This window comes from Ruegeria sp. F12, assembly GCF_056533885.1.
In genome coordinates this window covers 174,929-199,780 of the sequence record NZ_JBQFOV010000001.1, presented here as the reverse complement: position 1 = coordinate 199,780, position 24,852 = coordinate 174,929, and the positions used below count along the sequence as shown (strand labels likewise).

Annotated in this window: 20 protein-coding genes; 10 read left to right on the top strand and 10 right to left on the bottom strand. The window is 59.3% G+C overall.

Going from position 1 to position 24,852, the window contains the following annotated elements:
- Positions 1–39 precede the first annotated feature (39 nt).
- Both ACR0CA_RS01005 and ACR0CA_RS01000 read right to left on the bottom strand, forming a co-directional pair.
- The gene (locus ACR0CA_RS01005; RefSeq protein WP_170354467.1) at positions 40–309 is read right to left on the bottom strand and encodes a hypothetical protein; all 270 of its coding nucleotides are present in this window, start codon (positions 307–309) and stop codon (positions 40–42) included.
- Positions 296–3,085, bottom strand: coding sequence for a [protein-PII] uridylyltransferase family protein (locus ACR0CA_RS01000; protein WP_480897195.1), 2,790 nt, complete (start codon positions 3,083–3,085; stop codon positions 296–298). Before ACR0CA_RS01000 ends, ACR0CA_RS01005 begins: the two co-directional genes overlap by 14 nt.
- Positions 3,086–3,271: 186 nt before the next feature.
- Here ACR0CA_RS01000 and ACR0CA_RS00995 point away from each other — a divergent pair, with 186 nt between their 5' ends.
- The 5 genes from ACR0CA_RS00995 to ACR0CA_RS00975 all read left to right on the top strand — a co-directional run bounded on the left by ACR0CA_RS00995 (position 3,272) and on the right by ACR0CA_RS00975 (position 7,093).
- A complete protein-coding gene (locus ACR0CA_RS00995) occupies positions 3,272–3,694 on the top strand; it encodes a DUF2852 domain-containing protein (protein WP_170774544.1) in 423 nt (140 codons plus the stop codon).
- 66 nt (positions 3,695–3,760) lie between these two features.
- Positions 3,761–4,192 carry an RDD family protein gene (locus tag ACR0CA_RS00990; RefSeq protein WP_170774546.1) on the top strand — a complete coding sequence of 144 codons (432 nt, stop codon included), beginning with the start codon at positions 3,761–3,763 and terminating at the stop codon, positions 4,190–4,192.
- A gap of 78 nt (positions 4,193–4,270) precedes the next feature.
- Positions 4,271–5,095, top strand: coding sequence for an arginyltransferase (locus ACR0CA_RS00985; RefSeq protein WP_480897194.1), 825 nt, complete (start codon positions 4,271–4,273; stop codon positions 5,093–5,095).
- A gap of 6 nt (positions 5,096–5,101) precedes the next feature.
- Positions 5,102–5,491 carry a VOC family protein gene (locus ACR0CA_RS00980; RefSeq protein ID WP_480897193.1) on the top strand — a complete coding sequence of 130 codons (390 nt, stop codon included), beginning with the start codon at positions 5,102–5,104 and terminating at the stop codon, positions 5,489–5,491.
- 243 nt (positions 5,492–5,734) lie between these two features.
- Entirely contained in the window at positions 5,735–7,093 is a 1,359-nt protein-coding gene (locus ACR0CA_RS00975) for a dicarboxylate/amino acid:cation symporter (protein WP_480897192.1), read from the top strand.
- Between the two features lie 56 nt (positions 7,094–7,149).
- Here the strand turns inward: ACR0CA_RS00975 and ACR0CA_RS00970 are convergent, their stop codons facing one another.
- The 3 genes from ACR0CA_RS00970 to ACR0CA_RS00960 all read right to left on the bottom strand — a co-directional run bounded on the left by ACR0CA_RS00970 (position 7,150) and on the right by ACR0CA_RS00960 (position 11,653).
- Entirely contained in the window at positions 7,150–9,504 is a 2,355-nt protein-coding gene (locus tag ACR0CA_RS00970; RefSeq protein ID WP_480897191.1) for a TRAP transporter large permease, read from the bottom strand.
- 17 nt (positions 9,505–9,521) lie between these two features.
- The gene (locus ACR0CA_RS00965) at positions 9,522–10,448 is read right to left on the bottom strand and encodes a TRAP transporter small permease subunit (protein WP_480548302.1); all 927 of its coding nucleotides are present in this window, start codon (positions 10,446–10,448) and stop codon (positions 9,522–9,524) included.
- A 122-nt stretch (positions 10,449–10,570) separates the two neighbouring features.
- The gene (locus ACR0CA_RS00960) at positions 10,571–11,653 is read right to left on the bottom strand and encodes a TRAP transporter substrate-binding protein (protein WP_170774558.1); all 1,083 of its coding nucleotides are present in this window, start codon (positions 11,651–11,653) and stop codon (positions 10,571–10,573) included.
- A 247-nt stretch (positions 11,654–11,900) separates the two neighbouring features.
- Here ACR0CA_RS00960 and ACR0CA_RS00955 point away from each other — a divergent pair, with 247 nt between their 5' ends.
- Complete coding sequence (locus ACR0CA_RS00955) at positions 11,901–13,334, top strand: cache domain-containing protein (RefSeq protein WP_170774560.1); 1,434 nt, start codon at positions 11,901–11,903, stop codon at positions 13,332–13,334.
- Positions 13,331–13,978 (top strand): response regulator transcription factor, encoded by a 648-nt coding sequence (locus ACR0CA_RS00950; RefSeq protein ID WP_170774562.1) that lies wholly within the window; start codon positions 13,331–13,333, stop codon positions 13,976–13,978. Before ACR0CA_RS00955 ends, ACR0CA_RS00950 begins: the two co-directional genes overlap by 4 nt.
- An 83-nt stretch (positions 13,979–14,061) precedes the next feature.
- On the opposite strand, the gene ACR0CA_RS00945 is transcribed toward ACR0CA_RS00950, so the two are convergent.
- Positions 14,062–14,904, bottom strand: a complete 843-nt coding sequence (locus tag ACR0CA_RS00945) for a HalD/BesD family halogenase (protein WP_480897190.1) — start codon at positions 14,902–14,904, stop codon at positions 14,062–14,064.
- A gap of 426 nt (positions 14,905–15,330) precedes the next feature.
- Here ACR0CA_RS00945 and ACR0CA_RS00940 point away from each other — a divergent pair, with 426 nt between their 5' ends.
- From ACR0CA_RS00940 to ACR0CA_RS00930, 3 genes are all read left to right on the top strand, one after another.
- Positions 15,331–17,082, top strand: coding sequence for an acetolactate synthase 3 large subunit (locus ACR0CA_RS00940; RefSeq protein WP_480502530.1), 1,752 nt, complete (start codon positions 15,331–15,333; stop codon positions 17,080–17,082).
- A gap of 67 nt (positions 17,083–17,149) precedes the next feature.
- A complete protein-coding gene (gene ilvN, locus ACR0CA_RS00935; RefSeq protein WP_170774568.1) occupies positions 17,150–17,710 on the top strand; it encodes an acetolactate synthase small subunit in 561 nt (186 codons plus the stop codon).
- Positions 17,711–18,003: 293 nt separating this feature from the next.
- Positions 18,004–18,741: a helix-turn-helix domain-containing protein gene (locus tag ACR0CA_RS00930; RefSeq protein WP_480502531.1), complete on the top strand. Its 738-nt coding sequence runs from the start codon at positions 18,004–18,006 to the stop codon at positions 18,739–18,741.
- Here the strand turns inward: ACR0CA_RS00930 and ACR0CA_RS00925 are convergent.
- From ACR0CA_RS00925 to ACR0CA_RS00910, 4 genes are all read right to left on the bottom strand, one after another.
- Positions 18,738–19,514 (bottom strand): DUF2189 domain-containing protein, encoded by a 777-nt coding sequence (locus ACR0CA_RS00925; protein ID WP_480897189.1) that lies wholly within the window; start codon positions 19,512–19,514, stop codon positions 18,738–18,740. The two genes, ACR0CA_RS00930 and ACR0CA_RS00925, sit on opposite strands and share 4 nt — an antisense overlap.
- Before the next feature lie 30 nt (positions 19,515–19,544).
- On the bottom strand, positions 19,545–20,939 hold the full coding sequence (locus ACR0CA_RS00920) for an amidase (RefSeq protein ID WP_480897365.1): 1,395 nt from the start codon (positions 20,937–20,939) through the stop codon (positions 19,545–19,547).
- Positions 20,940–21,125: 186 nt separating this feature from the next.
- Entirely contained in the window at positions 21,126–22,250 is a 1,125-nt protein-coding gene (gene prfB / locus ACR0CA_RS00915) for a peptide chain release factor 2 (RefSeq protein ID WP_170774573.1), read from the bottom strand.
- A gap of 90 nt (positions 22,251–22,340) precedes the next feature.
- On the bottom strand, positions 22,341–24,827 hold the full coding sequence (locus ACR0CA_RS00910) for a penicillin-binding protein 1A (RefSeq protein WP_480897188.1): 2,487 nt from the start codon (positions 24,825–24,827) through the stop codon (positions 22,341–22,343).
- Between the last annotated feature and the right edge of the window lie 25 nt (positions 24,828–24,852).

The window sequence follows — 24,852 nt, the reverse complement described above, 5'->3', positions numbered from 1 at the left end:
GCCGCCTCTCTTAGTGGCTCCGGCGCGCGGGGAAAAGCCCTAGCGGTTGCGGGATTTCCAGCCGCCCCGGCGTTTGGGTTTTTGTGCTGCCTGCAGCCCCTCGGCCAGCACCTGCGTCATCGGGTGATCCGCCTGCACCGCGTAGATCGAGTGCAGATCGGTCAGCGCCTGCGTCTGGTCCCGATCCGCAGGCAGGCTAAGCGCCCAATCCAAGAAGATACTGCGGCATTCGGGCAAAGTGATGCCCTCGATATTATATGCCTCGCGGATCAGGCCCTTGTGGTCGTTGGGGTCGTCACTGCGCGCCATGGGTATCCTCCGAAATCACGCGGCCGATGATCCCGGCGGCGGTGTCGTAACTGTCCTGCAGCGCGGCCTGAAGCTGGTCGACCTGTTCAAACCCGGTGGCCCGGCAAAGAAAAGCCGTACCGCCCTCGCCGATCTTGTCTGCCTCGATCACCTTGCCCGACAGCAGCCGGGCCGCGCATTGTACCGACCAGCATAGATCATAGCAGTCCTTCAGCGTTTGCGCCTGCGCGACCTCTAGCAGCCCGGCAGCGACCGCACCGTCCAGCCCCGTTTGCACATCGCGCTGCGGCAGACCGGACAGCAACGCGCCCGTCTCGGCCATAAGTTCGATATCCATCATCCGGCCCGGACCGTTCTTGGCATCCCAGATACCAGCCGGAGATTTGGCGGCGGCCAGACGGCTGCGCATCTCGGCCACCTCGCGCAGCACTTGCGCAGTATCGCGCGGGCGGGTCAGGAATTCAGCGCGGAAGGTTTCGATATCCTGCGCCAGATCAGCATTTCCAGCCACAACGCGGGCGCGGGTCAGGGCCAAGTGTTCCCAGACCCATGCCTCATTCTGCTGGTAGTTGGTGAAACTGGCCCAACTGGTTGCCACCGGCCCCTGATTGCCCGAAGGGCGCAGACGCATGTCGACCTCATAGAGCCGCCCCTGCGACATGGGCGCAGACAAGGCCGTAATCAAAGCCTGCGTGAACCGCGCGTAATAGGTACGCGTGGCCAGCGGGCGCGGGCCGTCGGACATGTCCTGATCCAGCGGGTCATAGATCACGATCATATCCAGATCGGATTGCGAATTGATCCGCCCCGCCCCGATCGAGCCCATGCCCAGCACCGCCGCCCCGCGTCCCGGCGCCGGCCCGTGTTTGCGGGCGAATTGCCCGGCCACATGCGGCAAAAGCGCGGCAATCACGGCACTAGCCAGATCGGCATAGTGCTGCCCGGCCTGCGCCCCGTCGATCAGCCCGCGCAGGTGGTGAACACCAATGCGGAAATGCCATTCCTTGCACCAGCGTCGGGCGAAATCTAGCTGCGTCTCGTAATCCGACTCTTGCGCCAGCGCCTGCTCCAGATCGGCCTGTAAGGCCGCCTGCCCCGGCCAGTCGTCAAAGAAGCTGCCGCCAATCACCGCGTCAAAAACCGAGGCATTGCTCGAAAGGTGCGTGGCCAGCGCGTGAGATGTCCCCACGATATCGACCAATAAATCGATCAGATGTGGGTTGGCCTCGAACAGCGAAAACAGTTGCACGCCTGCAGGCAAGCCCGACAGGAACCCGTCGAGTGCCAGAAGCGCCTCATCCGGTTTCGCGGTCTTGGCGAGGCGCGACAGCAGTTCTGGTTTCAGTCGCTCGAATATACGCGCGCCCCGTTGCGAGCGCAGCGCCGGATAGGTCGGCCAGCGCGCCATGACGCCTTCGTCAAAGGCGACCTCGGGGGTCGGCGCGGGGGCCGCAGCTCCGGGGGCGAAGAACCCTTCGGTCAGTTCATGCACCTCGGTCAGGCGGCGGGTCAGGTCGGAGGTCAGATCTTCGCTGCTGATCCCCATTAGGCAGGCGACGCGTTCGATTCCTTCGTCGGATTGCGGCACCTTATGGGTCTGGGCGTCGTGGATCATCTGGATGCGATGCTCGACCTCGCGATGAGCGCGGTAATGGTTGGTCAGTTTGTCGGCGACCTCTGGCGGCACCCAGCTTTTTTCGGCCAGCGCGGCCAGCCCCGGCACCGTGCCGCGGACGCGCAGGTCGGGGTCACGCCCTCCGGCGATCAATTGGCGGGTTTGGGTGAAGAACTCGATCTCGCGGATGCCACCCTGCCCCAACTTCATGTCGTGGCCCGGAATGGTCAGAGCGCCGCCGGTCCCTTTATTCTCGCGGATGCGCAGTCGCATGTCGTGGGCGTCCTGGATGGCGGCAAAATCCAGATGCCGCCGCCAGACAAAGGGGCGCAGCGTGTCCAGAAACCGCTGTCCTGCTGCGATGTCCCCTGCACAGGGGCGCGCTTTGATATAGGCGGCACGCTCCCAAGTGCGGCCCAGACTTTCGTAATACCGCTCGGCGGCCTCGGCGGCCATACATACGGGAGTCACCCCCGGATCAGGGCGCAGGCGCAGATCAGTGCGGAACACATAGCCATCGGCGGTTTTGTCGCTGAGCGTGGCGCAGAAGTTCCGCGTGGCACGCACCATGCCATGCCGGGCCTCATAGAAATCATCCGGGTCAAACCGGGTCTCATCGAACAGCACGATCAGGTCGATATCCGAGCTGTAGTTCAGCTCATGCGCGCCCATCTTGCCCATGGCCAGAATGATCATCCCGGCGGCGGCCTCAACGTCGTCCTCGACCATACCGGGCAGTTTACCGCGCCGGATCAGCGCCGCGATCTCGGCCTTGGCGGCCACATCAGCCGCCAGCGCGCCGAAATCCGTCAGCGCAGCGGTGACTTTTTCTAGCGGCCATGCCCCTGCTACATCGGCCAGCGCGGTCAGCAGCGCCATCCGCCGCTTGCCTTGCCGTAAACCGGGCTTCAGTTGATCCGGTGGCAGTGCGCGCGCGGCGGACATTACCTCGGCCAAGGCTTGATCGGGATTGTGCAACGCCTGCGCCAGCCAGTCTTTTTCCCGATCAATCAACCCTTTGAGGTAGGGGCTTGAGCCTGCAACGCCCGCAATCAATTCGCCCTGCTGCGGCGTAGCATCGGGGACCGTTGCGCGCGCCTCATCGCCCAAAGCCGGATCGAACGGGCGCGGCATTCGGTGAATTGTCAGAGCGTCGGTCATGCGGCCTCCTGCATCACAATGATCAGAGATGGCCTGATTTCAAGGGCTTGTACAAGTGGAAACTGGCACTCTGCGTCACTGACACCAACACAATGTAAAACATTTTTACATCACCCCCTTGCAACCCAACTGGCAGCCCCCATCTATTCAATGTGAAAGCGATTTACATAAACCCGGAGACACCACATGACCGCACTATCCGACCCCGCCGTCCCTTCGAATCCGGGATGGTTGCACCGTATCGAGGCCTGGCTGGACGACAAAGGCAAAGGCGCCTGGATCGCCGCAATGGTGCTTGGTTTCATCTTCTTCTGGCCCGTGGGCCTTGCCCTTTTGGCCTATATGATCTGGAGCAAACGCATGTTCAGCAAATCCTGCAGCCGTCGCAAATCCTGGAACAGCCACATGAGCGCCATGAAACCTTCGGGCAACAGCGCGTTCGACGCTTACAAGTCCGACACTCTGGCGCGACTGGAACGTGAGCAGAAAGAATTTGAAGCCTTCCTGCGCCGTTTGCGCGAAGCCAAGGACAAGGCCGAGTTCGACCAGTTCATGGATGAACGCGCCCGCGAAAACCGCGACGACGCCGAAACCGGCGCGACGGCCTGATCCGACCTTGCCCTGCCCCGGATTTCGGGACAGGGTGATCCTATTCAACGACGCGGATATCCCTATATGACCCATCTACCCGATCCCGATCGCCAGCCGGAATTCTATCAATCGGTGGCGACTAAACGCTTTGTTGCCTGGCTGTTCGATATCGCGCTGATTTCGCTGCTGTGTATCGTGCCGGTCTTCCTGACCCTTGGCGCGGGGCTGTTTTTCCTGCCGCTGATCTACGGCGTCATCAGCTTTGTCTACCGCGTGGTCACAATCACCAACGGGTCGGCCACGCTGGGCATGCGCTTTATGGGGATCGAGCTGCGCGACGCATTCGGCGCGCGGATGGATCTGGGCAAAGCGGTGGCCCACACGGCGGGGTATTTCGTTAGCATGGCATTCTTTGTCGTGCAGATTGTTTCGGTCATCATGATGCTGACCAGCGCACGCTGTCAGGGCCTGACGGATTCGTTCCTTGGAACAGTAATGATCAACCAGCGCGCATAAGACAAACAGGGCCGCGTGAATCACTTGGCGGTTCCGGGATCGGTTGTTATCATCCGCCCCAGGAAACACGGAACGTTCATGCGACACACGCTGCCCATTGCGCCACAATTCTATGTGACGGCCCCACAGCCTTGCCCTTATCTTGAGGGCAAGATGGAGCGGAAACTGTTCACCGCCCTGCAAGGTGAAGGCGCGGACCAGTTGAACAATTCCCTTTCACAACAAGGGTTTCGGCGGTCTCAGAACGTGCTCTACCGTCCCTCTTGCGCCGATTGCGCGGCCTGTTTGTCGGCACGGATCGACGTGTCGGCCTTCAAACCCCGCAAAAACCAAAAACGCGCAGCCAAGCGCAACGCCTATTTGCAGCGCAAGGCAAACTCGCCCTGGGCCACAGATGAGCAGTATGAGCTGTTCCGCCGTTATCTGGACACCCGCCATTCCGATGGTGGCATGGCCGATATGGACGTGTTCGAATTCGCCGCGATGATCGAGGAAACTCCGATCCGGTCGCGCGTCGTAGAATACGCTGACCCAAACTCGCATGAGCTGATCGCTGTCAGCCTGACCGATGTACTCGATGACGGGCTGAGCATGGTCTATTCCTTTTACGACCCACATCAGCCGCAGAATTCCCTCGGGACATATATGATCCTCGACCATATCGACATCGCACGCGAAGCTGGATTGCCCTATGTCTACCTGGGCTATTGGGTGCCGGGCAGCCCCAAGATGGGCTACAAGGCCCGTTTCACGGGGTTGGAGGTCTATATTCGGGGCGAATGGACACGCGTCAGTGATCCCTCCGATCTTGCAGCTGCAGGACATCATCCGCTGTCCACCGCTCCGATTGCCGAGCAAGTCGCCAATATCCAACTGCCCGATCGTCACCCCACCAAAGGCTGATCCCCCATGCGGCAAAGCTTGCACGCGGTCACACTGGTCGTACCCGACCATGATGAGGCGATTGCATTTTATACCCAAACCCTGTCCTTTTCGCTGTTGCAGGATATCGACCTGGGCGGAGGCAAGCGATGGGTGCGTGTCGCCCCTGCGGGATCCGAGCTGGGCTCGCTTTTACTGGCGCAGGCCGACGGGCCGGAACAGGCGGCGGCGATTGGCAACCAGACCGGCGGCCGGGTTGGTTTTTTCCTGCAAACCGATGATTTTCAACGCGACTACACCGCCATGAAAGCGGCCGGCGTGACGTTCGAGGAAACCCCGCGTCATGAACCTTATGGAACCGTCGCGGTCTGGCGTGACCCGTTTGGAAATCGCTGGGATTTGATTGAGTTCAGCTAGGGCGTGGTCCGGTATTTCGACTGTCTCAGGGCAGATCAGACAGAAAAGATGAAGAATTATTAATCATCTAAATGGCGACTTCCCTACGCCCAGCGATTGAATCCTTACCCTACGTCACCAAGTAATCCTGACCCTCAGCCGTTCGACCCCGTTTAGATCCGCACGGCTGGGCTTCAATGACATAGCCCGTGATGCAACAGGTTCCCGACCTGCGGGTTTGGCTTTGGTAAAGGGAGACGGACAATGACTCATGCTATTCGACGGCTGCTTGCGGCCAACCTGACAACGCAAATCCTGACGGCCCTTGTACTTGGCTCAGCCCTTGGACTGGCCCTGAACTATTGGCACATCCCGTTCCTTCAGGAGCATATGGTCAATGGCCTGTTCACCATGGTCGGTCAGATGTTCCTGAACGGGCTGCAAATGCTGGTCGTGCCGCTAGTGGTGTTTTCCCTGCTGTGCGGCGTGGTTGGGATTGGTGATCTCAAGGTGTTGGGCCGCGTAGGCGGGCTGACCTTTGTCACCTATCTGGCGACTACGGCGCTGGCGGTGATGACGGCGCTGGTGTTCGCCAACATCATCAATCCCGGCATGGGATTTGACAGCCTGCATATGGCCAGCGCGGATGTGTCCGTCGCAACGCAGGATACTGCGTGGCAGATACTGGCAAACATCATCCCCAAGAACCCGGTTCAGGCGCTGGCCAATGGCGAAATGCTGCAAATCATCTTCTACGTGATCGTTGTCGGTATCGCCGTGCTGATGATCGGCAGCCGCGCCAAAACTTTTGTCGAGGGTTGCACCTTCATGAACGAACTGGCGATGAAAATCGTCGAGATCGTGATGGCCTTTGCCCCGATCGGTGTCTTTTGCCTGATCGCCAAGACCTTCGCGGTCGAAGGGTTCAGCCTGTTCGCTCCGGTCATCGGGTACCTGACGACCATCAGCCTCACGCTGGTCTTTCACCTCTGCGTGACGCTGATGGTGCTGCTTTATGTGTGCACCGGTCTCAGCCCGCGCGCGTTTCTGCGCAAGATGCGCTCGGCGCAGGTATTTGCCTTCTCGACCTCAAGCTCAAACGCGACGATCCCGGCCTCGATGCAATGCGTGACGCAGCGCATCGGTGTGGACCGCTCGGTTGCTTCGTTCGGCATCCCGTTGGGCGCGACGATCAACATGGACGGCACCGCGATCATGCATGGGGTGGCAACCGTGTTCCTGGCCAATGCCTATGGGATTGATCTGGGGCTGGGTGGCTATATGACCATCATCTCGATCTCGGTTCTGGCATCCATCGGAACGGCAGGCGTTCCCGGCGTGGGGATTGTGATGCTGGCAATGGTTCTGAACCAGCTGGGTATGCCACTGGACGGGATCGCCATCATCCTCGCCGTTGACCGGATCATCGACATGATGCGGACGGTGGTGAACATCACCGGCGACGCGGTTGTCACCACCATCGTTGCGCAGCGTGTCGGCAAGCTGGACCGGGCGGTCTTCAATGACCCCGATGCTGGGACGCAGACCCCCGCCACGCTGGATATCGACCACGAGGCCGAAGCTGCTTTTGCGGAACTGACGCGTCCAAAGGCAAAAGCCTGAACAAAAAAGACCGGAGGCCACAGGGCCTCCGGTCTGTCATTCTTCTGTCGGCCTGATCAGTTCGGGATCAGATCCGGCACGATGGTCACGATGGACGGGAAGAACCACAGGATGGCGATTCCCACCACCTGGATCAGCACGAAGGGCACGATCCCGCGATAGATATGGCCCGTCGTAACTTCTTTCGGAGCAACACCGCGCAAGTAGAACAGCGCGAACCCGAAAGGTGGCGTCAGGAACGAAGTTTGCAGGTTCACCGCCACCATGATCGTCACCCATTTCGGATCGAACGACCCGCCATAGATCACCGGACCCACAATGGGGATCACGATGTAGATGATCTCGAGGAAGTCCAGCACGAAGCCCAGAATGAACAGCACCAGCATCACGATCAGGAAGACCGTAAACTCGTTGTCAAAACTGCGCAGGAATTGCTGAATATAGTGTTCCCCCCCGAACGAGATCACCACAAGGTTCAGCAACTGCGAGCCGATCAGGATGGTAAAGACCATCGAGGTCACCTTGGCCGTCTCGCGCACCACGGGCGTCAGAACCCCGCTGGTGAACAAGACCCAGCAACCAAACAGCAGGCCGAACAGGGCAAACAGGTAGGCGCCATAGGCCACGATGAAGGCAATCCAGGTCTCGACGCTGACATCGCTCTGGTTGATGCGCAGATCGAAGTTCACGCCCATCAGCAAGGCCACGATCACGGCCAAAGTCGCCCAGATGATCACCTTGGCCGAGCGGCCCTGATCCTGCAGCTTGCGGTAAGCGGCCAGCATGATCGCCCCGCCTGCCCCCAGCGCCGCAGCGGGCGTCGGGTTAGTCACACCACCCAGGATCGAGCCCAGAACCGCGATGATCAGAACCAGCGGCGGGAAGACCACACGGATCAGATCATTGGTCGCACAGCGCGCGGCGGCCTCTTTGCAGCCATAGATGGCCAGCGCAAACGGCACCGCCAGCAGCACAAAGGTCACACCCGAGGACGTGGTCGGAGCGATGAACAGCACATCGAACAACAGCATCAGCAACAGGCCGATGGCCCCTACGATCAGCGGCTGCGTCGGCTTCGATGGCGCGATGCCGCGACCCATGACCAGCGTCAGACCCAGCAGCACGACCATGACGGCCACACCGGTGCCGATCGGCGCAGCCGAAGCGATCTTGGCTTGCTGCGCAGCGGCCAGTTCCTCTTCGCTTAGGCGGGTCGACTCGGCGGCCCCACCTGCGGCGTCGATGGCCTCTTGCTCGGCTACGGCCTGATCCCAGGCCAGTTGCCCATGCAGGTCGATCATCGAGGCTTTGCATTCCTCAGACACGTTCGTGCGCAGCGATGCGCCCTCACCGATATCCGAGAAAGCCGAGACGCCGATATTCTGGCTTCCGACAACACCAGCACTGCTCAGAACCATCATGCCCACGATCAGCGCAACCGGTGCACCCAGCAACCAGGTCAGACCTTCGGCACGGGTGATCGGCTCACCACTGCCGCCTGACATTTCAACGGCCGGGGCCTTTTCCGGATTCAGCAGCGCATAGCCAAAGGCATAAAGCGCATAAAGCAGCGCCAGCATGATCCCCGGCAGCAAAGCGGCTTGGAACAATGTCCCAACTGAGACCACGGCAGGTTCACCCAGATAGGTCAGCGCGTCAGTACAGCCTGCATCTTGCGCGCGGGTTTCCTGCGCGGTCGAATACAGATCACCGGCCAGTGTCCCGAGCAAAACGATCACGATCGACGGCGGAATGATCTGCCCCAACGTGCCCGAGGCCGCAATCACACCGGTCGCCAGTTCCGGCGAGTAGTTGTTGCGCAGCATGGTTGGCAGCGCCAGCAGGCCCATCGTCACCACGGTCGCACCCACGATCCCGGTCGAGGCCGCAAGAAACGCCCCCACAACCACAATCGACACAGCCAGACCACCGGGCAGCGGGCCAAAGACACGCGCCATCGTGGTCAGCAGATCGTTTGCGATCTTCGAGCGTTCCAGCGTGATACCCATCAGGACGAACATCAGAACGGCCAGCAGGGTTTCAATCGACTGACCGGCCAGCACGCGTTCGTTCATACGGTTCACGATGAATGACACATTGCGGTCCAGCGCGGTTTCCCAGCCCTGCACAAAGACCGGTTCGGCGATCCTTGGTAAGTCCGGGAAGCGGAATACCGATACCGTTTCTGGTTTGACCCCCGAATTGACGAGGTCCCGGTACGCTTGGGAGCTGGTATCAATTGCCTGGTGGATCAGCAGCCCCGCACTGTCCAGCGCAGCGATGATCCCGAAGGAAATGATCCCTGCCCCGCCGATAGCAAATGCCACCGGAAAACCGGATAGGATGCCTCCGAAAAGGCAGAAGAATACGATAATGAGGCCTATCTCGACGCCATCAAGTCCGAATAGCATAGTCTTGGTCTCCGTCCTTAATGCGTGCCTTCGAAGGCTTCTTCACCCTCACCAAGGCTGTCCTTGTCGAGGTATTTTCCGGTGCTCTCGGACCCTTCCGAGTATTCCAGGAACGAGCGGTAGAGGAATGCGATGGCGTGCAGGAACACCATGGCCGCAAATGCCACCAGCAGGATCTTGAACAGGAAGTAGGCGTTGAACCCGTTGGGGCTGAAACCGATGGTTTCCACGTTCCAGCGCAGCGCGCGGGATTTGGCGACCAGACGGTCCAACGTATCACTGGCCGAGGGTTTCGGCACGATCAGGTGTCGCCACATGAAGTACCAGCCATACATCCAGGTCAGCACGGCCATGGGCATCATGAACAGAACCGCCCCGCACATATCGACCACACGCTTGGCCCGGTGGCTGATCCCGGCGTAGATCAGGTCAACGCGTACATGCCCGCCCTGAACGAAAGTGTAGGTGCAGCACAGGCAGACAACCATGGCGTTATAAAGTTTAAGTTCTTCCGCGAACCAACTGATATCTTGCGTAAACGGGATACCCAGGCCAAAGGACATATCGGGCCGGGTAAAGACCCGCTGCATGAACACGATGACGATCTGCTGGATCACCATCAGCAAGCCGGCCCAGGCGAAAAAGCGGCCGGTTGTGTTGGCGAAACCCTCAAGGACCCGCACCATTCCCCACATGAAGTTGCGGTAATACAGTCCAACTGCGGTCAGAACCAAAAAGAAGGTAAAGACCACAAAGAAGAACTCGACCGAACCGCCGTAATAGACAAAACGCATGATCGACGCCTTGTCCGACCAATCCAGCCAGAGTTGCGGATGCGTGATGGCATATCCGAAATTATAGAAAGCTTCGGCAATGTTCTGAATGAGCCATAGCAGCCCATTCCACAGGGCGCCGAAGAACGAGATACCGTTATCGTCCTGCATGTTGTCCCCAGGTCGCGTCAGTTGCACGAGGTGTTATCGCGGGCATGTCCAAGCCCGGCACGTGCAACGGGAAAGGTTTCCCCGCACAGGGCGGGGAAACCATTTGGTCGTGAGTAGGTTGCTTAGCCGCGAACGCGGTCGCGCTGCGTGGTGTAGGCACCCGAGGACAGGTTCTGCCACGCCGAAGATGCTGCCATCGACGACATTGCGCTGTCGTGGATTTTCTTGAACAGCTCGTCGCCCATGTTTTCGTCCAGAACTTCCTGGCTGGCCTGACCGAAGGCATCCCAGACGCTGTCGGGGAATTCCAGAACCTTCACGCCACCCGACTGCAGGCGCTGCAGCGCCGCGCCGTTGTTGGCCAGGAATTGCGCCAGGTTCCACTGGTGCGCTTCGCCCGCTGCGATCTCGATGATCTTCTGCTGTGCAGGTGTCAGTTCGTCGAACACATCGCGGTTCGTTGCCAGCGACAGACCTGCGCCCGGCTCGTGGAAGCCCGCGGTGTAGTATGTCTTGGTGATTTCCTGGAAACCGGCTTTTTCGTCCGCCCAGGGGCCAATCCACTCGGTGCCGTCAATCGCACCCGAGGACAGCGCCTGATACACTTCCGAGCCCGGAATGTTCTGAACCGATGCGCCCAGCTTGCCCAGCGCCTGACCACCCAGACCCGGCATACGGAACTTCAGACCTTGGAAATCCTCGGGGCCGTTGATCTCTTTCGAGTACCAGCCACCTGCCTGCGCACCGGTGTTACCCGCCAGGAAGGATTTCAGGCCGAAGATCGAACCCAGCTCGTCATGCAGCTCCATGCCGCCATCATGGTAGTACCAGTTCACAAGTTCCTGCGCGGTCATGCCGAAGGGCACGGCAGTGAAGAACGCATAGCCCGGATGCTGACCCACAAAGTAATAGTCGGCCGCGTGATACATGTCGGCCTGACCGGACGACACCGCGTCAAACACTTCGAAAGCACCAACCAGTTCGCCAGCGGCCTTGATTTCGACATTCAGGCTGCCGTCGGACATAGTGTTGATGCTGTCGGCACAACGCTGCGCGCTGTCGAACACGCCCGCCAGACCGCGACCCCACGAGGTCACCATGGTCAGGGTGCGTTTGCCCTGTGCATAAGCCGGAGCTGCCAGCGTGGTGGCGGCAGCGGCCGAGCCGCCCAGTGCAGATGTTTTTAGAAATGAACGACGATCCATATGAGTGTTCCTCCCCTACATAGTCCAATCCCCCGAACTTTGCGGGGGCAGTCGTTTTCAGTGCGGCCAGCCTAATGACGGGAATTTGAATGTGAATACCTACTACTACGTAGGATTGCCGGTTTTTGAGGTGGGTGCGGGACAAAACCGGTAAATCTGGGGCCCATTTTCCGGCGAAACGGGCGACGTCACGATCGCAGACCCAAAGATTTTGCATTTTGACGCCTGCTTGCGTAACGATTCGACCATGAGGGGAATCCGCAATCTGATCTCGCTGACCTATGGCCAGAAACTGTCGCTTGTGGCGGCCATTCCTCTGTTGGTGGCCGTGGCAGCGATTGCATTCTTCGTCACCTACGAGGCCCGCGCCACCGCCGAGCGTGAAATTCAGGCGCTGGAACGTCGCCTGATCGAAGCCAAGAAAGAAGAGCTGCGCAACTACGTCACGCAGGCCCGCAACGGGTTCGCCTATATCTACGGCCGCGCCTCGACCGACGACAATGTGGCTCAGAATCTGGTCACGCAGATTCTGTCGGCCATGATCTACGGCAAGGATGGGTTCTTCTTTGTCTATGATTACGACGGCAACAATCTGGTCAGCCCGCGTCAGACCCAGTTCATCAACCGCAACTGGGAAGGTCTGACCGATAGCGACGGCACCCCGATTGTGGACGAGTTCATCCGCCTCGCCCGGCAGGGGGCTGGTTGGCACAGTTTCATGTGGCAAAAACCGTCGACCGGGGAAGAGGCGCAGATGATCGCCTATGTGGTTGGTCTTCAGGATTGGCGATGGGCCGTGGGCACAGGGGTCTTCATCGACGATATCGTCGCCACCGTCGCCAATGCCCGCGCCGAGGTCGAAGCCCGCGTGCAGCGCACCTTTGCCTATATCGGCGGTATCGTTCTGGCCGCCGTTCTGATCGTGTTTGCCTCGGGCATGTTACTGAATTTCCGCGAACGCAGGCTGGCGGATGCCAAGCTGAAAGAGCTGACTCAACGCGTGTTTGACGCGCAAGAGGAAGAGCGCGGACGGGTGGCCCGTGAGCTCCATGACGGGATCAGCCAGATCCTGGTCGGTGTGCGCTATGCGCTGGACAATGCCCGCCGCCGGCTGACGCGCGGCGATGACGCAGGCGCGCGCGACCCGCTGGACAAAGGGATCGACCATCTGGGCACCGCGATTACCGAGGTCCGCCGCATCAGCCGTGACCTGCGCCCCGGCGTACTGGACGATCTGGGTTTGGGCCCTGCCCTTAAGGCACTAACCGATGATTTCCGCGAGCGTACGGGGATCGAGACCGAGTTCTCGACCGTCGTCTTTCGCAACCGTCTGGATCAGGACAGCAAGATCGCACTCTACCGTATCGCGCAGGAGGCGCTGACCAATATCGAGCGCCATTCCGGCGCAACCAGCGTCACCATCGACCTGCGCGGCCACAAAAAGGGCGCGACCATGCGGATCACCGACAATGGCCGCGGTTTGCGCAGCGCACCCAGCGATGGCAGTGCCGGGATCGGGCTGCGCAACATGCAGGAACGGATCGAACAACTTGACGGATCGCTGCGCATTCTGTCATCACGCGGCCCACGCAGCGGAACGGTGATCGAGGTCAGCCTACCTCTCAGCCACTTGCTGCCGCCCCAGGAAGACGCAACCCCAAACCGAAAGGCCGGAACATGAGCGACACCACGATCCGGGTTCTGATCGTCGATGACCATCCAATGGTTGCCGAGGGGATCCAGTCGATATTGGAAAGCTATGACGAGATCGAGGTGGTCGGCACTCTGGGTAGCGGGCAGGATGCGGTCGATCAGGTGGCTGGGTTGCAGCCGGATGTCATTCTGATGGACCTCAATATGCCCGGCCTCGGTGGCCTCAGCGCGACCGAGATCATTCTCGAACGCCTGCCAGAAACGCGCATCCTGATCCTGTCGATGCATGATAGCCCGGAATATATCTCGACGGCGCTCAGCCACGGGGCCAAAGGCTATGTCCTCAAAGATGTCCCCACGGATGAAATCAAGCAGGCCATCGACGCTGTCATGCGTGGCGAGCAATATCTGTGCACCGGTGCCAGCGGCTCTCTTGAGCCCAAGGGCGACAACACGCGTGAGGCCCTGACCGGGCGCGAACAAACGATCCTGCTGGAACTCGCACAGGGCAAGTCCAACAAAGAGGTCGCTCAGACACTGGACATCTCGGTCCGTACGGTCGAGACACATCGCAAGAACATCAAACGCAAGCTGGGGATATCCTCGACCGCCGGTCTGACCCGCTATGCGCTGGAACACGGCGTCTTGCAGGGCACCAGCCCAGGGTTCTGACCGCAGCGCGGCACGCGCTGCCCGGCCCAACCGGCGAAGATACGCCACAGGCGCATCGACAACGGGCGGGAGCCCCGCCCGCTTCAGTCGAGCAAACGGTCCTGCCGCAGCCCTTCCCGATCTAGATGATGTTGCAGCACCCGCCCATAAAGCTGCCGGGTTCGTTCGACGCTGCCGCACATCCCCTCGGCCTCAACGAATGAAAAAATACCCACGTAGCGACGTTGCGTCCCGGTCACCGCTGCGACCCGATGCAACGCGTAACGGCCCTTGAAGATCTGAAGATCGCCGGGTTGCAACTCCAATTGCCGGACCCGCGCCCTTTCCCCGCCAAGCACGGCTGAGACGGCTGGAAAATTCTCGTCCGTTGGGCTGCGCAGGTTAGGTACATATTCGAACGCGCCACCCCCCTCGCCGTTTTGGATGGCCAAAGTCACGGTGAAACTGTTGGTGTCGAAGTGCCAGGGAAAGCCCTGCCCCTCCTCCACCACATTGATGATCACATCCGCCAATGGATCGTCATAGCGAAAGAAGCAGTCATCGGGCTCATCCAACGCTGCGCGAATAAGCGGCAGGAAGTCTGCGCATTCGTAAATTCGTCGCAATGGCCCCGTTTTTGCAAAATTATCCGCTGGAATAAAGGCGTTTGAGCGGTCAAAAAACTGCCGAACCGGGTGATTTCGATCCAGCGAGGGTTCATCACGGGTAAAATAGGCATTGGTTCGGCTGAATGAACGATGGGCGTGCTCCGCCACCAAATCGGCCTCTTGTCGCAAATGCGCGACTCCGTCGGAATGCACAAACCCTGGCAACACCGCGCAGCCATCCTGATCCAACTCACGCCTCAGATCGCTGATCAACCGCTCATATGCTCGAGAGCCGGGGCAATCTATCGGATACCGTCCAAGGTCAATAAGATCGTGCATGATATCCCGCCTCCATCGCCTATATGCTCGGGTCCACGTTGCCCCAGCATGTTGCCGCTATCATGCTCGTTTCGGACATCACTTTGACACTTTCCGACACGGTCAAATCACAGAGTCGCGTGGATTTCCCTCCAGATTTTCCCGAAAATTCCCATCATGCGGCAATCTGCGCAATAAAATGTCGCAAAATTCACTGCTTGAGATAGAAAATTGGTGCGATTGCCTGTTGACGCCCCGTCGCGCCGCTCATAATGTCCCTGCACGCAAAAAAGGAGCCTCTGGCGATGAAAGCGCTAGTCGTAATCGTAGGAAACACGCGCATGGGCCGGTGACGGTAAACCATAATCCAACCCATGCGCCTCCGAAAATCTCGGGGGCTTTTTTTTGGCAACACGCAAGACACATGTCGCGAACGGAGCAAAGCAGATGACACGTGAGATGACCGGCGCAAAGATGGTGGTTCAGGCCCTCAAGGATCAGGGCGTGGACACGGTATTCGGATACCCCGGCGGCGCCGTGCTACCGATCTATGATGAGATTTTTCTGCAAAACGACATTCGCCACATTCTGGTGCGTCACGAACAGGGCGCGGTCCACGCCGCCGAAGGCTATGCGCGGTCGACAGGCAAGCCCGGCGTTGCGCTTGTGACCTCGGGCCCCGGTGCCACAAACGCGGTGACCGGCCTGACCGATGCGCTGCTGGATTCGATCCCGATCGTGGTTCTAACCGGTCAGGTCCCGACCTTCATGATCGGCTCGGACGCGTTTCAAGAGGCTGACACCGTTGGCATCACCCGCCCCTGCACCAAGCACAACTGGCTGGTGAAGGATACGGATTCGCTTTCTGAGACCATGCACGAGGCTTTCCACGTCGCCACCTCTGGCCGCCCTGGTCCTGTGCTGATCGACATTCCTAAGGACGTGCAGTTCGCCTCGGGCGACTATACCGGCCCGAAACCTTCGACCTCACATTACCAGCCAGTTTTGAAAGGCGATCTCGAAGAGATCACCGAACTGGTTGCCGCGATTGAGACGGCGAAAAAACCTGTCTTCTACACGGGTGGTGGCGTGATCAACTCGGGCCCCGCGGCCAGCCAGTTGCTGCGCGAGCTGGTGGATGCAACCGGCTTTCCGATCACCTCGACCCTGATGGGACTGGGGGCCTATCCGGCGTCGGGCGAGAACTGGTTGGGCATGCTGGGAATGCATGGTCTCTATGAGGCCAATCTGGCGATGCATGACTGCGACCTGATGATCAACATCGGCGCACGTTTCGATGACCGGATCACCGGGCGCATTGATGCGTTCTCGCCGAACTCGAAAAAGGCGCATATCGACATTGATCCGTCGTCCATCAACAAGGTGATCCGCGTCGATATCCCGATTGTCGGGGACGTGGCACATGTGCTGGAAGATATCCTCAAGGTCTGGAAAGCACGTGGGCGTAAAACCGACGCAGCGGCGGTTAAACAATGGCAGTCGCAGATCGCGGATTGGCGCAAGGTCAACTGCCTGGCCTATACCAACAGCGAAAAGACGATCAAACCGCAATACGCGCTGCAACGTCTTGAAGAGCTAACCAAAAACCACGACCGCTATATCACCACCGAGGTCGGCCAGCACCAGATGTGGGCAGCACAATATCTTGGGTTCGAAGACCCCAACCGCTGGATGACATCCGGTGGTCTGGGCACCATGGGCTATGGCACTCCGGCCTCGATCGGTGTGCAGATGGCGCATCCCGACGCGCTGGTAATCAATGTCGCGGGTGAAGCCTCTTGGCTGATGAACATGCAGGAAATGGGCACCGCCGTTCAGTACCGCCTGCCCGTGAAACAGTTCATCCTGAACAACGAACGTCTGGGCATGGTACGCCAGTGGCAAGAATTGCTGCATGGCGAGCGGTACTCGCATTCGTGGTCCGAAGCCCTGCCCGACTTCGTCAAACTCGCCGAGGCCTTCGGGGCCAAGGGCATACTGTGTTCCAACCCCGCCGATTTGGATGACGCGATCATGGAGATGATCAACTATGACGGCCCTGTCATCTTTGATTGTCTGGTTGAAAAGCACGAAAACTGCTTCCCTATGATCCCGTCGGGCAAGGCCCATAACGAAATGCTGCTGGGCGAGGCCGAAACGCAGGGCGTGATCGACTCCAAAGGTTCGGTTCTGGTTTAACAAAATTCGTCGAATTTTGTCGGGCGCTTCAGTACCCGACCTTCGCAGGATGATGAAAGGGACTTAAATGTCTGCCCTACATATCAAACAAGGCTCCACCCGCCATTCGGCCTATAACCTAAGGCCCACATTCTCGGACGTGCAGGAACGGCACACGATTGCGGTTTTGGTCGAAAACGAACCGGGTGTTCTGGCTCGCGTGATCGGACTGTTCTCTGGCCGTGGATATAACATCGAAAGCCTCACCGTGGCCGAGGTCGATCACACAGGCCACCTGAGCCGCATTACCATCGTCACCACCGGCACGCCGCAGGTGATCGAGCAGATCAAGGCCCAGCTTGGTCGCATCGTATCGGTCCGGGATGTGCACGATCTGACGGTCGAGGGTTCATCGGTCGAGCGTGAGCTGGCCATCATCAAGGTCGTGGGCGAAGGCGACAAACGGGTCGAAGCTCTGCGTCTGGCCGATATCTTCCGCGCCAATGTAGTAGACAGCACCCTGAATTCGTTCATTTTCGAAATCACTGGGGCCCCGGACAAGATCGACGCCTTTGCCGACCTGATGCGCCCGCTGGGCCTGGTTGAAATCGCCCGTACCGGTGTCGCGGCCTTGCTGCGTGGTGACTGAATGAATTGCCCCGCCCATTGCATGTAAGCATCGGACGGGGCTAAACATTCACAAAACTGCAGACAATATGCAATTATGTCTGTTTATTTTTTACATAACAGAAAATAATTGAATAAAAGATTATACAAATAAAAATAAAGCCTATTGCCTTTGCGGTTTAGCGCGTTAGCTTCGACACGTAACGTGGCGTTTCTATGCGCCTGTTGGGGTCCTAAGTACGATTTCAGAACATGCGCGACCGTTTGGTCAGACATGGTACGGTTTCACAAAAACACTTGAATACCGGGACAGAAATGACCAACGACACCCGCAACCCTGCTGACTTGCGCAGGATGTTCGGCGCAAACCTCAGGCAGCTCGCGCAGCAATACCCATCTGTTTCCGAACTCTGCCGTCAGCTTGGCATCAACCGGACTCAATTCAACCGGTATTTGGGCGGAGAGAGCTTTCCCCGCCCCGATGTTCTGGACCGCATTTGCCGGTTCTTCGATGTCGACGCCCGTATTCTGCTGCACCCTCTTGAGGCATTGGACAAGGCCCCTCTACACCCCGCCGCTTCGGCCCTGACCGAGTTTCTGGGCTCGGGGCCCACGACGTTGACCGAGACGCTGCTGCCCGCCGGATTCTATTCTGTGTCAGAGACGGATCTTGAAAACCCCTTCCCGTCCCGGCGCCGGCTGCTGCACGCCCGCCGCCTGCCCCAATGCACCCTGATTCGCAGCTTCGAGCCCCCCTCGGATGGCAAAGACAGTTCAGCCAAAGCGCGCGAAGTTCAGGGGATCGCCGCTTGTGCCGGTCATCAAATCTATATCCTGATGTCCTGCCGCGCCGCCCAGAACAGCCGCATCTACCTGATGACTCGCAATTCGGACTCGCAAGAAGAGTATTGGCGCGGCGTCGCAATCTGCCTGTCCAAGACGAATGCAAATGCGACCACCATGCGCAAACTCCAGCTGCGCCATCTGGGCACCAAACCGACCGAGGCATTGCCCGCCGCCCGCACCGCGCGCAGGTTGGAAAAGCCGCTTTAGGTAAGTCCTTCGGCCTCTGTAATCTGACGGTAAAGATGCCAGCTTGCGTGCCCCAATAGCGGCAATACGATCAGCAAGCCAAGAAACCAGGGGATCATGGCGACAAAGGTCAGAAAGGCGATCAGCACCCCCCAACCCAACATGACCGGCAGGTTTGCACTGACATAGCTATAGCTTGCAATCATCGCCGTAACGAAATCCAGTTCGCGGTCCAGCAGCATCGGGATGGACAAGACGGTGATCATGTAAAGCACGGTCGCGAAAACTGCGCCCACCGCCGTGCCCACCGCAAACATGGTCAGCCCATTGGCCGTCAAATACACCTCGACTGAAGTGGATACGTTGGTCATGGTCGACAACCCCATGAACAAAGCAAAGATCATGTGACCCAGAAAGAACCAGAACAGGAACATGACCACGATGATTGCGCAGATCGACGGCAACTGACGCCGCCCCTGCTGCGCCACGACACCAAAGATCGCGCCATAATCCAAAGGCTCCCCCAGTTCCAACCGGTGCGAGACCTCATACAGCCCCACCGCCGCGAAGGGGCCCAACAGCGGAAACCCGATCGCCGCCAGCACCAGCCAGTACGAAGTCTGAGTCTGTATTGTTACCCAGGCAATCGCCCAGCCGGCCAGCACATAGAACCCTGCAAACAGCAGCCCAAAAACCGGCGCGCGGCGAAAATCAGCCCAGGCACGGCGCAGGGATTCGCGCAGCATCTCACGGCTGACCGGTCCCATTTTCGGAACGCCAAAGGGTTTCTCCATCACATTCTCCTCCCCTCATCCGTCCTTCTATCAGGCCGGTCTTTTCTGCGGCCAACGCGTGACCTCATGATACGCCGCCCCAATGGACAGAACCTGCCCATCGGCCCCTTTGGGTCCAAAAATCTGCATCCCCATCGGCAGCCCCTCGGCCCCGAACCCGACGGGCACGGACAAGGCAGGCAGACCAATCAGACTGACAGGCACCATGACCTGCATCCAGCGATGATAGGTGTCCATCTTCACCCCTGCGATTTCTGTTGGGAACGGCGTGTCGAGCTCAAACGGCCAGACTTGCGCAGATGGCAGCACCAACATGTCATAATCAACGAACACCTCTGCGGCCTTGCGATACCAGTCCGAGCGAATGACGCTGGCGCGATGCACCTGCATCGCCGTCAAGGCCAAGCCCCGATCCAGCTCCCACTGCGCGGTGTCTTTCAGCTTAGAACGGTGTTCAGTCAAAGGCCTCAACCCGACGGCAACGCTCCAGGCGCGTAGCGTCACCCAACTATCCCACATCAATTCCGCTTCGAATGGCGGCGCAAGTGGTTCCACTTGCGCGCCCAGATCCGAAAACACCGCAAGGGCCTGCGCGCATTGATCCAAAATTCCGTCTTCAAACGGAAAGGCACCGCCCCAATCCGCCAACCAACCAATCCGCAGGCCGCGCATATCGGCGGGTCTGACCCGTGAAACCGGCGTGCAAGCCGCAGATAACGGCTGTCCCGCGTCCGGCCCTGAGATCACGTCCAGCAACACGCCCAAGTCCTCAGGGCTGCGTGCCATAGGCCCCAGAGTCGACAACTGATGCAAATACCCGTCCCCTTCGGGTTGAGACGGAACGCGGCCCCAGCTTGGTCGAAACCCATAAACATTGTTCCAGGCCGCTGGGTTGCGCAAGCTGCCCATCATGTCTGACCCATCCGCCAGCGCCAGCATCCCCGAAGCCAATGCCACTGCGGCTCCGCCAGAGGAACCTCCGCAGCTACGCTCAGCATCATATGGGTTGCTCGTCGCCCCATAGACCGGGTTGAACGTGTGCGACCCCAAACCGAATTCCGGCGTATTGGTCTTGCCGATCAGAATGGCCCCCGCCGCCCGCAACCGTGCCGCGATCAGATCGTCAGCCTCCGGTAAATGCCCTGCAAACAGCGGCGAGCCTTGGGTCGAGGCCATCCCGGCCACATTGACCAGATCCTTGACCGCCATCGGCAACCCATGCAGCGGGCCCCGTCGCGGACCTTCGTCCATCGCCCGCGCCTCGGCCATCAATTCGGCCTCATCCCGCAGCGCCACGATGGCGTTCAATCGGCCATTGACCGCCCCGATCCGCTCCAGCGTCAACCGCATGACATCCGCAGCCGAGACCTGCCCCGATGCCATTGCGCCCAAAAGTTCAGTTGCGGTGATTTGGCTCAGTTCCATCCCGGTCCCATCGGCAGTCATATCGCGTCAATACGATCAGCCTAACGACCCCGCCGCACCATTTAAACCCACTGTTTAAATGTATCTTTTCCGGTCCACCGCCGCGCGAGGATCCCCTTCATCTGGCCCAAAATATCCCGGGGGAGTCGCGCGCACGCGCGGCGGGGGCAGAGCCCCCTGCCAGACTTATTCACCTTGCGCTTCGGACCGGGACTTGCCAGCCACATCCAGCGCCAAAGTCGCCGCCATGAACCCGTCCAGATCCCCATCCAACACGCCCTTTGTGTCCGAGGTCTCATGGTTGGTCCGCAAATCCTTCACCATTTGATACGGTTGCAACACGTAAGACCGGATCTGGTTGCCCCAACCCGCATCACCCTTGGCCTCATGCGCGGCGTTGATATCCGCGTTCCGGCGGTCCAACTCTTGCTGGTAGAGGCGCGATTTCAGCGCCTTCATGGCGATGTCCCGGTTCTGGTGCTGCGACTTCTCGGAACTGGTCACAACGATTCCGGTCGGGATGTGCGTGATCCGCACCGCCGAGTCCGTGGTGTTCACGTGCTGACCACCCGCGCCGGATGACCGATAGGTATCAATCCGAATATCCGCCGGGTTCACCTCGATCTCGATATTGTCATCGACCACCGGATAGACCCAGACAGAGCTAAAGGACGTGTGTCGCTTGGCCGCCGAGTCATAAGGCGAAATCCGAACCAGCCGGTGTACGCCGCTTTCCGACTTCAACCAGCCATACGCGTTGTGACCCGAAATCTTATAGGCCGCCGACTTGATCCCCGCCTCTTCGCCCGCGGTCTCGGATTGCAGCTCGACGGTGTAACCCTTCTTCTCAGCCCAACGCACATACATTCGCGCCAGCATTGAGGCCCAGTCACAGCTTTCCGTCCCACCCGCGCCCGAGTTGATCTCAAGGAAGGTATCGTTGCTGTCGGCTTCGCCGTCCAGCAGGGCTTCTAGTTCTTTCTTGGCGGCCTTGGCCTGCAGCGCCTTGATCGCGCCCTCGGCGTCGGTAACGACCTCTTCGTCCTCTTCCATCTCGCCCAGTTCGATCAACTCGATATTGTCACTCAGATCGGTCTTGATGGTTTCATAGGTCTCAATCGCATCGACCAGCATCTGCCGCTCGCGCATCAGCTTCTGTGCATTCTCGGGATTGTCCCACAAGTTCGGATCTTCAACACGCGCGTTGAATTCCTCAAGACGATGAGGTGCGGTCTCATAGTCCATGCGCTGCGCCAGCAGCTCTAGCGACTTTTCGATTTCCGCCACGATATTCTGGGTTTCGGCGCGCATGGTCAGGTCCCAACTTGCTCAATCAGGCTTGCGTGATAGCAAGAGGTTGGGGCCACCACAAGACAGCGGAGGCCGCAAACCAATCAGGTGTCAGTAAAGACCGCCAGTTGCCACATCGCCCTGGCTGGCGTTGGGTCCGACGGTGACGGTGTTCCCGGTCGAGGTTGTCACCTGACGACCCGAGCTGGCCTCTTCAAACAAAGGCAGATCCGATCCCATCGCAAATCCACCGTCATAGACACGGTCGATAAACCCATCGACACCATCGCGGAAATACTCGGCCACCACATAGTCACCGGTCGCCTCCGGTGGCAGGCGCGCGCCGCTGAACCGGTCAATCTTGATGAAATGACCACCCTCTGGAACCTCGAAAGGACCGCCGCCATATTTCTCGGTCGCGGTTTCCATAAAGCTTTGGAAAACCGGGCCGCACATGGTGCCGCCATAGGCTCCCCGCCCCATGGGACGCGGGCGGTCGTAACCGATATAGCAGCCCGCCACGATGTTCGAGGTAAAGCCGATAAACCACGCATCCTTCGAATCGTTGGTGGTGCCGGTCTTGCCGGCGGTCGGCACAGGCAGGTTCACAAAAGACGACGCCGTTCCACGATCCACCACACCCTTCATCATCGAGGTCAGCTGATAGGCGGTGATCGCATCCATGACCTGCCAACGGTCAGTGACGATGGTCGGCGACTCGTCCGGCTCCAACCAGGCCGAGTTGCAGTCCAGACATTCCCGGTCGTCGTGCCGGTAGATCGTCTTGCCGAACCGGTCCTGAATGCGGTCAACCAGAGTGGGTTCGACCCGCTCGCCGCCATTGGCAAACATCGCATAGGCTGCGACCATCTTATAGAGCGTCGTCTCTTCGGACCCCAATGAGTTCGCAAGGAATGCCCCCATGCGGTCATAGACCCCGAACCGTTCGGCATAGCCCGCGACCACCGGCATCGTGACTTCTTGTGCCAGACGAATGGTCATCAGGTTCCGCGACTGTTCAATCCCGGTCCGCAAGGGCGTCGGACCGTAGAATTTGTTCGACGAGTTCTTGGGCCGCCACAGACCTTGCGGCGTGTTCACCTCAATTGGGGCATCCACAACGATGGTGGCAGGGCTATAGCCACTGTCCAGCGCCGCGGCATAGACGAAGGGTTTAAAGCTCGATCCCGGCTGGCGCTGTGCCTGCGTGGCGCGGTTGAACACCGAATCCTGATACGAGAACCCGCCCTGCATTGCCAGAACACGGCCCGAGTTTACGTCCATCGCAACAAAGCCACCCTGCACTTCGGGTACCTGACGGGCGGACCACTGGCCCACTTCCCCGGCCATTACCAGAATGACGTCGCCGCGCTTGAAGTTGTCAAAGAAGTTACCTTGCATCCACTGGATGTCAGAGCGAGGAACGATGCCGTCAGCCGGGCCGTCCTCGATACCCACGGTAAGAGACTGATCGGCGACGTTCAGCACAACGGCCGGATACCATTGCGTCGGCAGTTCCACGTCGCGGGGGATTTCCATGATCGCCAGCGCCTCGCGCCATTGCGCTTCGTCTGCCAGGGCATCTTCGGCAATCACCTCACCCGTACCGCGCCATTTCCCACGTGATCGGTCGTATTTCTGCAGCGCCGTGCGCAGGGCCTTGGCGGCCTCGACTTGCATTTCCTCATCCACCGAGGCGCGGACGGTGAAGCCACCGGTAAAGAACTCACCCTCACCGAAATCCTCGCTCAGCTGACGACGGATTTCGTCGGTGAAATAGTCACGCGGCGGCAATGCGGTACGGAAGCTTTCGAAATCGCCGTTTTGGACCGATCGCAGCGGTTGCGCCACTTCGGCCTCATAGGTGGCCAAGTCGAGGTATCCGTTCTGATTCATCTCGCGCAGCACATAGTTGCGTCGCGCCAGCAGGCGCTCTTTCTCGCGCACCGGGTGGTAGTCTGAAGGCGCCTTGGGCATCGCCGCCAAGGTCGCCGCCTCATGCGGGGCCAGTTCCTGCAGCGTCTTGTTGAAATAGGTCTGCGCAGCCGCCGTCACACCATACGAGTTCTGCCCCAGAAAGATCTCATTCATATAGAGTTCCAGGATCTGTTCCTTGTCCAGCGTATCCTCAAGCCGGGTGGCGAGGATAATCTCCTTGATCTTGCGCTCGGCGCGACGGTCGCCGGACAGCAGGAAGTTCTTCATCACCTGTTGGGTGATGGTCGATGCACCACGCACGTTTTCACCCTTGGATTTCACCGCCTCAACGCCAGCTGCGATGATCCCGCGCGGGTCATAGCCTTGGTGCGTGTAAAAGTTCTTGTCCTCGGCCGAGATAAAGGCCTGTTTCACCAGATCAGGGATTTCTTCTGAAGGCGTGAACAGGCGGCGTTCCTGCGCGAATTCGTCGATCAACTGACCCTCACCCGAATAGATCCGGCTAATCGTGGGGGGTTTATACTGCGCAAGTGATTCATGGCTGGGCAGGTCGCGCCCATACATCCAGAAGATCGCGCCAATCACCAGCGCGGCCATGAAAAACCCAAGGGTCACGAGGCTGAAGATCGCCCCAAAGATCGAAAATATGAAACGGATCACGTCACTGCCTTTTGCTCGCGGTGCC

Excerpts from the sequence above, each read along its gene's own strand:
- ACR0CA_RS00990 (WP_170774546.1), top strand. The coding sequence starts at position 3,761 with ATGACCCATCTACCCGATCCCGATCGCCAGCCGGAATTCTATCAATCG.
- ACR0CA_RS00965 (WP_480548302.1), bottom strand. The coding sequence starts at position 10,448 with ATGCAGGACGATAACGGTATCTCGTTCTTCGGCGCCCTGTGGAATGGG.
- ACR0CA_RS00995 (WP_170774544.1), top strand. The coding sequence starts at position 3,272 with ATGACCGCACTATCCGACCCCGCCGTCCCTTCGAATCCGGGATGGTTG.
- ACR0CA_RS00960 (WP_170774558.1), bottom strand. The coding sequence starts at position 11,653 with ATGGATCGTCGTTCATTTCTAAAAACATCTGCACTGGGCGGCTCGGCC.
- ACR0CA_RS00920 (WP_480897365.1), bottom strand. The coding sequence starts at position 20,939 with ATGGAACTGAGCCAAATCACCGCAACTGAACTTTTGGGCGCAATGGCA.
- ACR0CA_RS00985 (WP_480897194.1), top strand. The coding sequence starts at position 4,271 with ATGCGACACACGCTGCCCATTGCGCCACAATTCTATGTGACGGCCCCA.
- ACR0CA_RS00975 (WP_480897192.1), top strand. The coding sequence starts at position 5,735 with ATGACTCATGCTATTCGACGGCTGCTTGCGGCCAACCTGACAACGCAA.
- prfB (WP_170774573.1), bottom strand. The coding sequence starts at position 22,250 with ATGCGCGCCGAAACCCAGAATATCGTGGCGGAAATCGAAAAGTCGCTA.
- ACR0CA_RS00930 (WP_480502531.1), top strand. The coding sequence starts at position 18,004 with ATGACCAACGACACCCGCAACCCTGCTGACTTGCGCAGGATGTTCGGC.
- ACR0CA_RS01005 (WP_170354467.1), bottom strand. The coding sequence starts at position 309 with ATGGCGCGCAGTGACGACCCCAACGACCACAAGGGCCTGATCCGCGAG.
- ACR0CA_RS00980 (WP_480897193.1), top strand. The coding sequence starts at position 5,102 with ATGCGGCAAAGCTTGCACGCGGTCACACTGGTCGTACCCGACCATGAT.
- ilvN (WP_170774568.1), top strand. The coding sequence starts at position 17,150 with ATGTCTGCCCTACATATCAAACAAGGCTCCACCCGCCATTCGGCCTAT.
- ACR0CA_RS00970 (WP_480897191.1), bottom strand. The coding sequence starts at position 9,504 with ATGCTATTCGGACTTGATGGCGTCGAGATAGGCCTCATTATCGTATTC.
- ACR0CA_RS00945 (WP_480897190.1), bottom strand. The coding sequence starts at position 14,904 with ATGCACGATCTTATTGACCTTGGACGGTATCCGATAGATTGCCCCGGC.
- ACR0CA_RS00940 (WP_480502530.1), top strand. The coding sequence starts at position 15,331 with ATGACACGTGAGATGACCGGCGCAAAGATGGTGGTTCAGGCCCTCAAG.
- ACR0CA_RS00955 (WP_170774560.1), top strand. The coding sequence starts at position 11,901 with ATGAGGGGAATCCGCAATCTGATCTCGCTGACCTATGGCCAGAAACTG.
- ACR0CA_RS00925 (WP_480897189.1), bottom strand. The coding sequence starts at position 19,514 with ATGGAGAAACCCTTTGGCGTTCCGAAAATGGGACCGGTCAGCCGTGAG.
- ACR0CA_RS01000 (WP_480897195.1), bottom strand. The coding sequence starts at position 3,085 with ATGACCGACGCTCTGACAATTCACCGAATGCCGCGCCCGTTCGATCCG.
- ACR0CA_RS00950 (WP_170774562.1), top strand. The coding sequence starts at position 13,331 with ATGAGCGACACCACGATCCGGGTTCTGATCGTCGATGACCATCCAATG.